The organism is uncultured Fibrella sp., from assembly GCF_964250085.1.
Taxonomy (GTDB): domain Bacteria; phylum Bacteroidota; class Bacteroidia; order Cytophagales; family Spirosomataceae; genus Fibrella.
This window is the reverse complement of record NZ_CAXUEC010000006.1, coordinates 173,773-186,948: the sequence shown is the minus strand read 5'-3', so window position 1 is coordinate 186,948 and position 13,176 is coordinate 173,773. Positions and strand designations below refer to the sequence as shown.

Here is a 13,176-nt window from a genome sequence, read left to right as displayed (position 1 = left end):
AAGCCAGCACACTTGGGCTGGCTTTTTGCATTAAGTCGGTAGATCCTTTCGTTGCTTATTGTTTTAGCAGGCGAATTGTCTTGGTTTGTGTGCCCGTCTGTAGTTGATATATATAGACCCCGGTCGGCAGGTTAGCTCCGTCTACGCCTACCTTGTATACGCCGGCTGGCTGTGCATCGGTTGGGGCATTCTGCCTGAGAATAGCGCCACGGGCATCGGTCAGGGTATGCTTCACAGTGCTGCTTTCTGGAAGTTTATACTCAACCGTGGTCAGGTCCTGAAATGGATTCGGCCAGGCCGACACGGTCAGGTCCGAGCTTGCTTCGGCAGATCGGGCAGCTACGGGTGCAATGGTCGCTGCGAAAACAGAGCCTGCTTTTGCTTCGAAACCAGGCTGAAAAACAATTGCTTTTCCGGCTGTGTAGGTAGCCGTAGCCGACCGCTCCACTATGTTCGTGGCGGTAATCTGGTCAACCGCCTGCACGTCGACAGGGGCGTTGGTGCCAACGGCATCAACCAGTGCTATTGATGTATTGCTGAAGACTGATTTAGTGGCCGTGCGTTGCCCTGTGTTCTGCGCCTGAGCGGCAGTAGCGGCAACACAAAGAGAAAGAAAAAGTAGCGTCTGTTTCATGGATGCCGATCGTTTCAACAAGTTTACAGAATTTCGGTCAATAGTTTAGTTACATCTTTAAAAAACGATTAACTGAATGCTAACCAATTACCGGAAGAAGGGGTTATTTTTAAAGAGTCAATGGCCCCGAACAACCTGTTATGAAAGTAGAACACATCCGCGAACAACTTCACCTGCTCATCGAAGAAGTCGATGATATTTATGTCCTGAACGGGCTATACCGTAACCTGCTGGCTGATAAACGGCAGCGTGATGCCTATGAGCAGGAGCAGGTTCGGAAGTTGAAAAAGAAAGAAAAGTAAGTGTATCAGGCAAGAGCAACAGGCCGTGCCAAACCACCTGGGTTTACAAGACAAGGAGTGCTCATTCGGGCTGGAAAGATGGCGCAATCACCCCCTCAGATCGCCGCTTTTACCCCCCGTTCCCCGCTGTGTAAGTCTGTATATTTGATCTGTTAATCAGATAACAACTACTTTATAACACGCATGAAAAAGATAACCGTTCTCTACTGGGTCTTCACAGGCCTGTTCGCCTTCTTTATGTTCGGATCAGCCATTCCGGATATTCTGATTATGCCAATGGCAGTGGAAGGGTTCAAAGGAATTGGGTTTCCGGCTCATCTGGTCCCCTTTCTGGGCTGGGCAAAAGCATTGGGCGTCATTGCCATACTAGTGCCGGGTTATCCCCGCATCAAAGAATGGGCCTACGCCGGATTGATGTACGATGTTATTGGCGCGATCTATTCCGTGGCTTTTGTGCAGCCGATCAGTACCTGGGCACCCATGCTGATTATCCCGGCTGTAGGGCTTTTATCGTATCTCTACTATCACAAAAGGCAGCAGGGAGGGAGTACCGGCTGAAAATCGACCGGAGGTGTTGCCTGGCTGACAAAGAATAGGAACGTTCCTATTCTTTGTCTCCTTCGATCTCGTTGACCAGTTTGTCGTACCAAACCTGCCCGTAGGCGCGGACAAGGGCTTCGCGGACGAATTTATAGATAGGTACGTTCAATTCTTTGCCGAAGCCGCAGGCAGGCGCGCAGATTGGCCACCGGTCGTAGTTCAGCGCGTGGTATTGATCATACTTCGTGACGCGGATCGGGTACAGATGGCACGAAATCGGCTTTTTCCAGTTGATCTTTCCGTCGTTATACGCCTCTTCGATGCCGCATTTCAGGATGTTTTTCTCGTCGTAAATGGCATACACACACTCGCGTCCGCCGACGGTCGTGGTTACGTAGTCGCCGTCTTCATCGGCTTCGTAAAGGCCCTGCGCCTCGATTGCCTGAATGCCCGCGGCCGACAGATACGGTTTCACTTCGGGGTATACGTCCCGTAGTTTAGCCAGTTCGTCGCGTTCGAGCGGAGCACCGGCGTCGCCTTCCACACAGCAGGCACCCTTGCATTTATTGAGGTTGCAGACGAAAAACTGCTCAGCAATGTCGTCGCTGATGACGGTATGGTCGATTAAAATCATGGAGGCTACTGGCTTACTTTCAACTTCTGACCCTCTTTCACACCCAAATCACGTAAATCGTTCCATTGCAGCAGTTGCTCGATGGTAACGTTGTAGGTCCTGGAGATACGGTACAGCGTTTCTCCTTTTGCCACCACATGGTAAGTCGGTTCGGCCACAGGCGGCACAACGGTAACGGGCGGAATGGGTGAACCCGAGCGAGGCGTACCAGCCGGATTTGTAGCGGCACCTGACGTAGGCTGACCGGCAGGGAAACCCGCTGGAATGTTCTGCACGACCAGCGTTTGCCCAACAGCTAATTTATCCTCTGAAGTCAGGTTATTGCTTGCCAGTAACTCCTCGACGGTTACACCATAGTACCGCGACAGGCTGTAATATGTTTGTCCCGGCTCTACCGTATGTTTCATGGTTCGGCCTTTGCTGGGTTCTGCCGCCGGGGGCGCTGCCGTAGTCATAGGCGGCAGCGGCGGAATCGTAACCGACTGATTGCGCGGTAATGGCTCCCGCTCAACAGGTTGTTGTTGCTGCGGTTTTTTTACGGGCTGGCTGGTAGTCGCGCTTTCCGTCGGATCGGGTGTTTCGGCGAACGTACCTGAACCTGTCACCGGCCGGGCGGGCGTTGTGCGTTCGCGAACGGTTTCACCTTCCGATCGAACAATAATGGTGCGTTGGGGTGAACCGGCATCGCGGGGAGGCGCAATCGGTACTTCCACGGTTTCGCCCGGGTTGGCCCGGTCAGGGGTTACGGCCGTAGTCACAGTAGGGGTGGGTGCCGCCGCAACGGGTCGGGTCACGGGCGTCGTTGCTGTACGCGACGGGGCTGGATTGGGATCTGTTCCCCGCGGCTCGTCAGACTGGGTCGGTGGGGTGGCGTTACCCAGTAGTTTGGGCTGATACCGTTTCCGTTCCGAGGCATTGCGCGGAATAGCGTTGGCCGTTTGCCCGTTGGCGGGGTCCAGGCCAGTCCGTTCAACAACGGGCCGGGTCGACGGTGTGGCGGGCGAATTGTCGTAAACGGGTGGGGTAGGGGCGTTCATGATCTCGATCGGCGTTTTCGACGGGCGACGTTCGCGTAGCCATAACACCCGGCCAACCTGCAATTTCTGCACCCGGTCCATTCTGTTGTAGCGGAGCAGTTTTTTCAGCCGAAGCGCATACCGTTGCGAAATACCGCGCATGTTCTCGTCAATACGGGCCGTGTGGAATGGCACCAGTGCTTTCTTCCGTTTCTTAGCTAAATAATACACTTCACCGGCCGTAATGGCGTCGCGTTCGCCCATGTCGTTGAAACGCAGGAAGCTCGACAGGCTGATCTTTGCTTTCCGTGCCAGCGAACCGGCATTGTCGCCGCTCTGGGCCTGAATACCGGGCAAACCGTTTATTTCGTACAAGATCGGGTCATTGGCCGACGCCGTTGCCTGGGTTACGCGCTTCAACACCGGGAAACCGATGTCGTCGGTTACGACCGCCTTGATGGGTTTATCGGTTGCCTGCGCAATCCGTTGACGCAGGTCATTGATCTGTCCGTTTGGGGTTGGAATAACCAGCACATACGGCTTGTCGATGGGTACGTGGTCAATCAGCAGCCAGCGGTTGTAGGTACGTATGTCGTTGGCGTTCAGGCTCAGTTCACTCGCAATTTCGTCGATCGTCTTGCCGGCACCACCGTTGTATTCCACCAGCGAAAACGTATTGACAGGCTGATAATTCCGAATGGCGTATTCAACGGCCAGTTTGTGGGCAAAGAACCGGAGCATGTACCGGTCGGTGCGGCCATCGAGTGTGACGTCGCGCGAGTTGGCCCAATCGGGCGAAACGAGTTTGCTGATGCCTCCCGTGCCGAGGTAGAACGAGAATAGCGACGATAACCAGTTGGAATACATGCCATTACTGCGGCGGAGGTATCGGGCCGTAGCGGCGGTCGATGACGAAATATTTTTCCGCTCGTCTACCTCTTCATTCACCACCATACCATAGTCCTGGGCTGTTTCGCGCTTGAACTGCCAGAAACCTACGGCTTGTGAAGACGATACGGCATCGGGCGTCAATGAGCTTTCCTGGAGCGCGAGGTATTTGAAATCGGTCGGTATTTTTTCGGTCAGCAGGATCGTTTCGATGATCGGAAAGTACAGCAGCGCCCGGTCGAGTTTCGCATTCCAGTATTGCCGGTTGCTCATCAGGGCGTTCACATCCTGCTGAATCAATCGCCGCGCATCGGGGTCGAACCGAACCGTCAGATCGGCAAATGTCACTTGCTCTGGCACAGTGGGGCTCGGTACGGGCTGGGCGGAGGCCGTCAGCGCGAACCATAGGAAGAAGAAGGTCAGGGCGTGTTTCATAGGTTACAGTTTACGGGCAATAAGGATGCCGTCGCGAACGGGCAACAGCAGATTCTCGACGCGGGGGTCGGTGTGAATTTTTTGATTAAAGGCGACTACGGCCTGCGTGTCGCGGTCGGCGGGCTTGATGGGCTCCACCACTTTACCACTCCACAGCACATTATCGGCCAGAATGAAACCTCCCGGTCTGACCTTATCAAAGACCAGGTCATAATATAGCCCGTAATTCTCTTTATCGGCGTCGATGAAAACAAGGTCAAACACCTCATTCAACTCTGGAATCAGTTCGCTGGCCCGGCCAATACGCAGGTCGATCTGCGCGGCATAAGGCGTTTCAGCCCAGTAGCGCCGGGCTATCGACTCCAGTTCTTCGTTCTTGTCAATCGTGATAAGGCGGCCCCCGTTGGCCAGCCCTTCGGCCAGGCAAATGGCCGAATAACCCGTGTACGTGCCAATTTCGAGCACCCGCCGGGGACGAATCATGTGCGAAAACATGGATAAAAGCCGCCCCTGTAAATGCCCCGACAGCATTCGTGCGTGTAATATATGGGCGTGGGTATCGCGGTTTAATCGCTGTAACACCTCGTCTTCAGGCGAGGTATGCACATCGGCATAGTCGGCAACATCAGTCGGCAGAAAGTTCATTCGGTACGCTGTGAAGCGGAGATTGACTGTAAAAGTACGGTTTTCTCCAAAAACGGTGGAAAGCTATTGTCAGTATACGGTTGCTCAGGTACGTTGTCGTAATTCGTCTCTGTATCAGTTATGCCATATCCTGGAGATATGGCATAACTGATACAGAGACGAATTACTGTTTCTTCGTGTCGATAATAATGGTAACGGGTCCGTCATTGACCAGCGACACCTGCATATCTGCCCCAAACTCACCCGTTTGAATGGGGTGACCCACCTCCGCAGAAAGTCGGGCAATCAGTTGTTCATAGAGTGGAATAGCGAGATCAGGTTTAGCCGCTTCGACAAAACTGGGCCGATTTCCTTTTTTTGTTTCAGCATGAAGAGTAAACTGGCTGATTAGCAGGATACTTCCCTCAACGGTAGCCAGATCCAGGTTCATCTTGCCAGCCTCGTCGCTGAAGATACGCATCCCGGCAATCTTTCTCGCCAACCAGACCACATCGTCCGACGTGTCGGTGTGCGTAATGCCCAGCAGTACTAAAAAGCCACGCTGAATCTGACCACGTACATGCCCGTCAATGCGAACAGCCGCTTCAGAAACACGTTGAAGAACAGCAATCATATAGTTACGTCAGTAGGTTGTCATTATCGCAAAACTAAGCCATGAGTTGGTCGATTCCCGTAGTTGGCTACCTTATCTTCGTTTCCCACAAGCTCTTAAACGCATCGACTATGGTTACTCTCAACGACCTGCACGCTTTTCCTCAATTTGCCAACGTACCTGACGAGCAATTATCCTGGCTGCTCGAACGGGCGGAGGAAGCCAGTTTCCCCAAAGGCCATGTCATCTACGAGGCCCAGAAACCGATCGACTCGCTACGGTTGCTGCTCGACGGGCAAATTAATATAATTGGTCAGGCATCTGAAGACCTGATAACGTACCTGGCTCCGGCTGTGCTGGGGCTGCTGCCCTATTCCCGAATGGCCGAGGCGCGGTTCCCGATCGTGGCCGAAACAGACGTGCGCACGCTGGGTCTGCACCGCGATCACCTGCGCGAGATGACCAGCACCTGCTACGAACTCACCGAAACATTCGTTCAGCAGATGACCGATCGGGTACGGTCGTTTGCGCATCAGGTGCAGCAGGAAGAGAAAATGGCCTCGCTGGGTCGGCTATCGGCCGGGCTGGCCCACGAACTGAATAATCCCGTGGCGGCTATCGTGCGCAATGCGGAAGCGTTGAAAGGGCACATGCGCGCCACGCCCGAACGATTTAAAGTGATCATGGGCCTGGCCCTGACCGATGTGCAAACCGACGCCGTAGACGAGTGGCTCTTCAATAAACTTGACCACCGGGCGAAACCGCTGTCGCTGCTGGAACGAAGCAGCCTGGAAGATGACCTCACCGACTGGCTCGACGATCATGACGTACCTGAAGCAGCCGATCTGGCTAGTTCGCTGGCCGATTATAATTTCTCGGAAGATGATCTGGAGACGATTCTGGAGCAGGTAGGCAAGGCCAACTTAACCGGCGTGCTGGAATGGGTGAGCAATAATCTGGTTACCGAAAAACTGGTCGTCGATATTGGCGAAGCGTCGAGCCGGATGGCTACGCTGGTAGCGTCGATCAAATCGTACACGCATATGGACCGGGGGGCGGGCAAAGAAACGGTCGATCTGGCCGAAGGCATCCGAAGCACGCTCACCCTGCTGGGCCACAAGGTACGCGCCCGAAACATAGCCGTCACCGTCGATATTCCCGACGATTTACCCACACTCTGCGGCTGGCCCGGCGAACTGAATCAGGTCTGGACCAACCTCATCGACAATGCCATCGACGCCATGCCGGAGAAGGGCGGTGCGCTGACCATTCGCAGCTACCTGGAAAGCGAAAAGTTTCTTTATACCACCTTCACCGACAATGGATCGGGCATTCCCGACGCGATTCAGAAGAAGATTTTCGAGCCATTTTTTACCACAAAAGGCGTCGGTAAAGGCTCCGGTCTGGGCCTGGATATTGTGCAGGGCGTGATCAGGCACCACAACGGCAGCATTAAAGTCAACTCTAAACCCGGCTCGACTACCTTCACCGTTTGCCTGCCCATTGATGGGTAAAGGGTAAACCCGCACGCGGAGCACCTGAAACATATTCCTCTACTTCACCAAAACCCCGCCTTTCATCACCATACGTACCTGGCGAACGGCGGCGATCTGGCGGGTTGGATCGCCTTCTACGGCTACCAGATCGGCCAGTAAGCCGGTCTTGATGCGGCCCCGGTCGGCCAGGTGAAAGACATCGGCGTTGATGGAAGTGGCCGACCGAAGCACGTCAACAGGAGCCATGCCATAATCGGCCATCAGTTCGAGTTCGCGGGCATTGTCGCCATGCGGAAAAACGCCTACATCGCCACCCGCACAGATCGTGACGCCCGCCTGAAGCGCCTGCTTCACCGTTTCCCGTTTCTGCTTCAACCGTTCGGGTTCAGGTTCGCCTCGTTTCCAGCCACGGTATTGCGCAATGGCGTCGCCAGCGGCAATCGTGGGACATAATGCAGTACCATGCTGTTTCATCAACGCAAAGATTTCGGGCGTACCCGCGTCGCCGTGTTCCAGGGTTTCGCAGCCCGCCAGAATAGCCCGACGCATGCCTTCGGCTGTTCCTGCGTGGGCCACCACGCCCCGCCCGCTGCTTTTGGCCACCTCCACAATGAGTTTCAATTCATCGAGCGTGTAGGTGGGGCGGGCATCAGCCATCAGGCCCCAGCGGTAGTCGGCATATACTTTTATTACGTCTGCTCCTTTACCGATTTGCTGCCGCACTGCCTGAATAATCCGGTCGTGCCCATCGGCTTCTTCGGCTCCCTGTGGTATGGTAATGTCGACGCTAAATCCCTTTGGCGCATAACTGCCCGTAGCAATAAGCGCCCGTGTGGCCACAATCATGCGCGGACCGGGAATAATGCCTTGATTAATAGCCTGCTTTAAGCCAACGTCGTCATAGTCAGCCCCTTCGGTGCCTAAATCACGAACGGTAGTAAAGCCCGCCCGGAGCGTTTTTTCGGCATGAACCGTGGCCCTGGCTACCCGTAGCGATCGGGCTTCGCGCAATACCTGATCGTCCCAGGGTGTTTCGTTATACGGATGTAGCAGCAAATGCGAATGCCCTTCGATCAGGCCCGGCAACAGGGTTGTGTTGGGTAAGTCTACCACCGTCGCCGATACGCTGTTGCTTCCCGTCAAACTGGCGACCGGCCCCACCGCGTCGATCTTATCGCCACGTACCCGCACGGCCCAGCCTTCATGCATGGTTTCGCCGTCGAAGACCCGTGCTGGTCGGAGTAGCGTAACGGGTTGGGCAAACGTGGGGAGTGTAACGAAAAACAAAAATAAGTAGCTGTAGATGAAGTGCATTTGTAGCGGTGTAAAGTCCGGTACCAAAATAGGTAACACTGACTTGAGTCCGCATTTTAAAGACAAAAAATGCGGACTCAAGTCCGCGTTACCTTGGCTTGGCGCGTTCGTACTGAACAGGCCAGGGCATGTCGTCGCCTAGCTCAGTAGCAGCATGGAGCGGGAAATAGGGATCGCGGAGAAAACCACGAGCCAGTAAGATCAGATCGGCCTGACCATCTGTTAGAATGGCCTCGGCTTGTGCCACCTCGGTGATCAGACCAACAGCACCTGTTGCCAGACCTGTTTCGCGCTTGATCCGTTCAGAAAAGGAAACCTGATACCCAGCCGTATTCGGAATGTTGGCCTTAGGTACGTTGCCGCCCGTTGAGCAGTCGATCAGATCGACGCCATGCTGTTGCAACAAGGCAGCCAGTGCCACTGAATCATCGGCTGCCCAGCCGCCTTCGGTCCAGTCGGTGGCGGAGATGCGTACGAAAAGCGGATAGTCGGCGGGCCATATTGTCCGCAGATCATCAACGATTTCGAGCAGCAGCCGAACCCGATTCTCGAATGAACCGCCGTACTCGTCGGTCCGCTGATTGCTGAGCGGCGATAGAAACTGGTGTAGCAGATACCCGTGTGCCGCGTGGATTTCGGCCACAACGAACCCCGCCTGCAAAGCCCGCTCTGCCGCCGACCGGAAATCGGAACGTACCTGCTGGATGCCTTCGCTTGTCAGTGCGGTGGGCGCAGGTTCGTCGGGCGTAAACGGCAAGGCGCTTGGCGCTCCCGTCTGCCACCCGGTGGGCTCGTCAGACAAAATCGCCTTGCCGCCATCCCAGGGGCGATGATGGCTGGCTTTTCGACCCGCATGGGCCAACTGAATACCCGGCACAGACCCATTGGCGGTGATAAAATCGGTAATGCGTTTCAAGCCGGGAATGTGCTCGTCCGTCCATATACCCAGATCGTGAGGCGTGATGCGGCCCTCTGGCGAAATGGCCGTGGCTTCGGTGATGATCAGGCCCGCGCCGCCCACTGCCCGGCTACCCAGATGGACCAGGTGCCAGTCGTTGGCAAATCCGTCGACGCTGGAATACTGGCACATGGGCGATACAACAAGGCGGTTTTTAAGCTCGACGCCGCGAATCGTCAATGGCGATAGTAGCAAAGACATGTTGATATAAAAGATGATCGATCTTTAAATAGGATGGCTCATCGGTTGTTCATACCACTAACGCAAAGATTGGCCGAACGTTTGGGCGCTGGCCGATATATGCTTAAATAGCAATATCAGGATCAATCTGTTTCCCTATACCCTCCGTTTTCATGACCTTTCGTGATTTGTTTGCCTATGCTGCCGCCCAGCCGGGAGTCATTGCGTTGTTCTTGCTGCTCATTCCTGCGCTGGTTTATGTACTGAATTTATGGGCGGGCGATACGGCAGAATCCATCTGGCGCTGGCGGTATCTGTATGCCGGTCTGGTCTACGCAGCCTGTATTCCGGGCATGTTTGCCGTCACGCTGAATGTCTACCTGTTCCTCTTCGAACGGCAAAGCATTTGGGACATGAACCTGGTGCTTCAGGTACTGCCCATCCTGACAATGGTGGTCACCCTGATGCTCATTCGCCGGAAATTGCCCTTCCAGTATATCCCCGGTTTTGGGCGACTATCCAGTTTCCTGACCCTGATCGCCGCGCTGATCGGTATTCTATGGTTCGTTGATCGATTGCGGCTGGTTGCCTTTACCTACGTACCCTTCACCTACATTGTTGTAGGTTTCGTAGCCCTGTTGCTCATTATCCGGTTTGCCTGGAGCCGTATTTTTTAGGAGGTTTTATTGATGACTTCGCGAAGCCAGACACATCACGAAATCAAACGAACGACAGTGAACGACAGCGTATGTTCAGACCAACGGCGTGCTTTTTTGGTTATACGAAAGTCCACATACTTAGCTACGAATGACCGACGATTTACTCCATTTTCGGGTTACCCGGATTCAGGTCGAAACCGCCACCGCGAACAGCTACTTTCTCGAACAGGTTGGAGGTCAATTGCTTTCATATCAGGCTGGTCAATTTCTGACGCTTCTGGTGCCCCGGCATGGTCAGGAGGTACGTCGGTCCTATTCCCTTAGTTCGTCTCCTGGTGAACCGTTGCGTCTGACGATCAAACGGGTGCAGAATGGGGAAATATCACGCCATCTGATCGATACGCTGCGTGTTGGCGACGTACTGGCGAGCCTCCCTGCGGCAGGTCGGTTTACGCTGAACGCCAACCAGCCCGGTGATCTGGTGTTGCTGGGGGCCGGGAGCGGCATAAACCCGCTGTTCAGTAGCCTGAAAGATGTATTGCGTCATCAACCCGACCGCCGGGTGACGCTGCTGTATAGCAATACCAGCGAGGTCGATATTATCTTTCGCGATGAACTGGCTCAGTGGCAGGCAATGTACCCAGACCGCTTTCGACTGATTCACCTCCTTAGTCGCCCGCTAACAAATCAGGTTGGCCGACAGGGGCGATTAAATAATCTGTTGCTCGAAGGGTTACTTCCTGAACTGATCGGAGCATCGGACCGGCACACTGTGCAATTTTATATTTGTGGACCAGGCGATTACATGCGTATGGCGCAGTTTACGCTGATTGTCAACAGGATTAGCCCGGATTCGATCCGGCGCGAGAATTTTGTGGTGCAATCGGCTGTTGTCGATTCGGCGCTGGCCACGTTACCGCCCCAAGCCGCAGTTGCCCGAACCATCAGTCTACAGTTTCGTGGTCACGCCATCGACCTACACGTACCGGCCTACAAGTCGGTGCTACAGGCAGCACTGGCGGCGGGCATTGCACTGCCATACAGTTGTCGGGGCGGTCGTTGCTCTACCTGCATGGCGCGTTGTTCGGTTGGACACATGTACATGACAATCAACGACGTGCTGACCGACCGTGATCTGCGCGAAGGCTGGGTACTGACCTGCACGGGATATCCAATGAGTGACACTGTCAGACTGGACGTTTAATTCAATCGCTATGAAATTACCCATCTTACTGGCCATCGACGACGATGAACAGGTACTCGAAGCCCTCCGGCGCGACCTGCGGGCACATTACCGGAAAGAGTACCGAATTTTAACGACGGCTTCGGCCAATGAGGCCCTGGAATCGCTGGCCGAACTAAAAAAACGGGGCGATACCGTAGCCCTCTTATTGTCTGACCAGAAGATGCCCGACATGCTGGGCGTCGATTTTCTGCGTCAGGCCCGCACCATTTTCCCCGAGGCCAAGAAAGCCCTGCTCACGGCCTATTCCGACATCGACGCGGCGGTTCGGGCAATCAACGAGGTGCAACTCGACTATTACATCGCCAAGCCCTGGGACCCGCCCGAAGAGAAGCTTTACCCAATCCTGGACGGTTTGTTATCCGACTGGAAGTTCAAATACGTACCTGACTACGTGGGCCTCCGGTTGATCGGCTACCAGTTTTCGCCCAGTTCCCACGAGTTGAAAGACTTCCTGGCTGGCAACCTATTCCCGTACCTCTGGCTCAATATCGAAGCCGACGAACGGGGTAGGCAACTGCTCGACCTACATGAACTGACTACCAGCGATTTGCCCGTCGTTGTTTTTGAAGATGGGTCTGTATTGAAACAGCCTTCCATTCAGCAACTGGGCGAGAAATTGGGATTAAGCCCTAAAGCAGAGGGGGACCTATATGATCTGGCCATTATTGGTGCTGGTCCGGCTGGTCTGGCGGCGGCGGTCTACGGTGGTTCGGAAGGGCTACGCACCATCCTGATCGACAAACGGGCACCGGGTGGCCAGGCAGGTACGTCCTCCCGGATCGAAAATTACCTTGGTTTCCCCAACGGGCTAAGCGGCTCGGAATTAACGCAACGGGCTATCACGCAGGCCAAGCGATTCGGGGTCGAGTTTCTGGCCCCGCAGGAAGTGAACGAGATTCAGTCGGAGGGGCAATACAAGCGCATCAAAATGGCAGACGGCAGCGAACTGGCTGCCCGCGCTATTCTGCTGAGCACGGGCGTTTCATACCGAAAACTGACGAACGAAAGCCTCGAAAAATTCACTGGAGCCGGTGTGTACTACGGAGCCGCCACTACTGAAGCCTATGCGTTTAAAGGCCAGCCGGTCTACATCGTGGGTGGTGGCAATTCGGCGGGGCAAGGGGCGATGTACCTCTCGCGAACGGCGTCGGAGGTGTTTATCTGTATCCACCGCCAAAGCCTGTCGGAAACCATGTCGCAATATTTGATCGATCAGATCGAGCGAACGCCCAACATCAAGCTGTTGCCCTGTACCGAAATTATTGAAGGAAAAGGTAGTGACAAGTTGGAAGCGTTGGTGATCGAAGACCTAAATAATAACGAACGACGCGAGGCGCCGGCGGCAGCGCTGTTCATCTTCATCGGTGCAAAACCCCTCACCGACTGGATTGAGATGGACATTATCCGTGATGAAAAAGGATTCATCCAAACCGGCCGCGACCTGATCAATCATGCCCGCTACCGCGACATCTGGAAGCAGAAACGCGAACCGTTCCTGCTCGAAACGTGCAGCCCCGGCATCTTCGCCGCAGGCGATGTCCGTTCGGGTGCCATGGCCCGCGTTGCCTCGGCCGTGGGTGAAGGTGCCATGGCCGTCAGTTTCGTGCATAAGTACCTGGCCGATAGCTGATTGAACC

Annotated in this window: 13 protein-coding genes; 6 read left to right on the top strand and 7 right to left on the bottom strand. The window is 54.7% G+C overall.

Translation table 11 applies throughout. The annotated features are described in order from the left end of the window. Window positions 1-55: 55 nt before the first annotated feature. Window positions 56-634 (bottom strand): 3-coathanger stack domain-containing protein, encoded by a 579-nt coding sequence (locus ACFE8Q_RS19280; protein ID WP_375447068.1) that lies wholly within the window; start codon window positions 632-634, stop codon window positions 56-58. 140 nt (window positions 635-774) lie between these two features. Between ACFE8Q_RS19280 and ACFE8Q_RS19275 the strand changes: the two genes are divergently transcribed. Further along, complete coding sequence (locus ACFE8Q_RS19275) at window positions 775-936, top strand: hypothetical protein (RefSeq protein WP_375447067.1); 162 nt, start codon at window positions 775-777, stop codon at window positions 934-936. A 183-nt stretch (window positions 937-1,119) separates the two neighbouring features. Beyond that, window positions 1,120-1,494, top strand: coding sequence for a DoxX family protein (locus tag ACFE8Q_RS19270; protein ID WP_375447066.1), 375 nt, complete (start codon window positions 1,120-1,122; stop codon window positions 1,492-1,494). 46 nt (window positions 1,495-1,540) lie between these two features. Here ACFE8Q_RS19270 and ACFE8Q_RS19265 read toward each other — a convergent pair whose 3' ends face one another. From ACFE8Q_RS19265 to dtd, 4 genes are all read right to left on the bottom strand, one after another. Continuing rightward, complete coding sequence (locus ACFE8Q_RS19265) at window positions 1,541-2,110, bottom strand: DUF3109 family protein (RefSeq protein ID WP_375447065.1); 570 nt, start codon at window positions 2,108-2,110, stop codon at window positions 1,541-1,543. A 5-nt stretch (window positions 2,111-2,115) separates the two neighbouring features. Continuing rightward, window positions 2,116-4,449: a LysM peptidoglycan-binding domain-containing protein gene (locus ACFE8Q_RS19260; protein WP_375447064.1), complete on the bottom strand. Its 2,334-nt coding sequence runs from the start codon at window positions 4,447-4,449 to the stop codon at window positions 2,116-2,118. A gap of 3 nt (window positions 4,450-4,452) precedes the next feature. Beyond that, complete coding sequence (locus ACFE8Q_RS19255; protein WP_375447063.1) at window positions 4,453-5,094, bottom strand: O-methyltransferase; 642 nt, start codon at window positions 5,092-5,094, stop codon at window positions 4,453-4,455. Window positions 5,095-5,257: 163 nt separating this feature from the next. Further along, entirely contained in the window at window positions 5,258-5,707 is a 450-nt protein-coding gene (gene dtd / locus ACFE8Q_RS19250; protein ID WP_375447062.1) for a D-aminoacyl-tRNA deacylase, read from the bottom strand. 110 nt (window positions 5,708-5,817) lie between these two features. Here dtd and ACFE8Q_RS19245 point away from each other — a divergent pair, with 110 nt between their 5' ends. Further along, window positions 5,818-7,200 (top strand): sensor histidine kinase, encoded by a 1,383-nt coding sequence (locus ACFE8Q_RS19245; protein ID WP_375447061.1) that lies wholly within the window; start codon window positions 5,818-5,820, stop codon window positions 7,198-7,200. A gap of 39 nt (window positions 7,201-7,239) precedes the next feature. Here ACFE8Q_RS19245 and ACFE8Q_RS19240 read toward each other — a convergent pair whose 3' ends face one another. Next, window positions 7,240-8,496, bottom strand: a complete 1,257-nt coding sequence (locus ACFE8Q_RS19240; RefSeq protein ID WP_375447060.1) for an amidohydrolase family protein — start codon at window positions 8,494-8,496, stop codon at window positions 7,240-7,242. Between the two features lie 88 nt (window positions 8,497-8,584). Continuing rightward, window positions 8,585-9,655, bottom strand: coding sequence for an NADH:flavin oxidoreductase/NADH oxidase (locus ACFE8Q_RS19235; RefSeq protein ID WP_375447059.1), 1,071 nt, complete (start codon window positions 9,653-9,655; stop codon window positions 8,585-8,587). Window positions 9,656-9,807: 152 nt separating this feature from the next. Between ACFE8Q_RS19235 and ACFE8Q_RS19230 the strand changes: the two genes are divergently transcribed. From ACFE8Q_RS19230 to ACFE8Q_RS19220, 3 genes are all read left to right on the top strand, one after another. Continuing rightward, complete coding sequence (locus ACFE8Q_RS19230) at window positions 9,808-10,311, top strand: hypothetical protein (protein ID WP_375447058.1); 504 nt, start codon at window positions 9,808-9,810, stop codon at window positions 10,309-10,311. A 130-nt stretch (window positions 10,312-10,441) separates the two neighbouring features. Beyond that, complete coding sequence (locus ACFE8Q_RS19225) at window positions 10,442-11,497, top strand: 2Fe-2S iron-sulfur cluster-binding protein (protein ID WP_375447057.1); 1,056 nt, start codon at window positions 10,442-10,444, stop codon at window positions 11,495-11,497. A 10-nt stretch (window positions 11,498-11,507) separates the two neighbouring features. Continuing rightward, window positions 11,508-13,169, top strand: coding sequence for an FAD-dependent oxidoreductase (locus ACFE8Q_RS19220; protein WP_375447056.1), 1,662 nt, complete (start codon window positions 11,508-11,510; stop codon window positions 13,167-13,169). Window positions 13,170-13,176 lie beyond the last annotated feature (7 nt).

Excerpts from the sequence above, each read along its gene's own strand:
- ACFE8Q_RS19235 (WP_375447059.1), bottom strand. The coding sequence starts at position 9,655 with ATGTCTTTGCTACTATCGCCATTGACGATTCGCGGCGTCGAGCTTAAA.
- ACFE8Q_RS19265 (WP_375447065.1), bottom strand. The coding sequence starts at position 2,110 with ATGATTTTAATCGACCATACCGTCATCAGCGACGACATTGCTGAGCAG.
- dtd (WP_375447062.1), bottom strand. The coding sequence starts at position 5,707 with ATGATTGCTGTTCTTCAACGTGTTTCTGAAGCGGCTGTTCGCATTGAC.
- ACFE8Q_RS19220 (WP_375447056.1), top strand. The coding sequence starts at position 11,508 with ATGAAATTACCCATCTTACTGGCCATCGACGACGATGAACAGGTACTC.
- ACFE8Q_RS19245 (WP_375447061.1), top strand. The coding sequence starts at position 5,818 with ATGGTTACTCTCAACGACCTGCACGCTTTTCCTCAATTTGCCAACGTA.
- ACFE8Q_RS19280 (WP_375447068.1), bottom strand. The coding sequence starts at position 634 with ATGAAACAGACGCTACTTTTTCTTTCTCTTTGTGTTGCCGCTACTGCC.
- ACFE8Q_RS19260 (WP_375447064.1), bottom strand. The coding sequence starts at position 4,449 with ATGAAACACGCCCTGACCTTCTTCTTCCTATGGTTCGCGCTGACGGCC.
- ACFE8Q_RS19230 (WP_375447058.1), top strand. The coding sequence starts at position 9,808 with ATGACCTTTCGTGATTTGTTTGCCTATGCTGCCGCCCAGCCGGGAGTC.
- ACFE8Q_RS19225 (WP_375447057.1), top strand. The coding sequence starts at position 10,442 with ATGACCGACGATTTACTCCATTTTCGGGTTACCCGGATTCAGGTCGAA.
- ACFE8Q_RS19255 (WP_375447063.1), bottom strand. The coding sequence starts at position 5,094 with ATGAACTTTCTGCCGACTGATGTTGCCGACTATGCCGATGTGCATACC.
- ACFE8Q_RS19270 (WP_375447066.1), top strand. The coding sequence starts at position 1,120 with ATGAAAAAGATAACCGTTCTCTACTGGGTCTTCACAGGCCTGTTCGCC.
- ACFE8Q_RS19240 (WP_375447060.1), bottom strand. The coding sequence starts at position 8,496 with ATGCACTTCATCTACAGCTACTTATTTTTGTTTTTCGTTACACTCCCC.
- ACFE8Q_RS19275 (WP_375447067.1), top strand. The coding sequence starts at position 775 with ATGAAAGTAGAACACATCCGCGAACAACTTCACCTGCTCATCGAAGAA.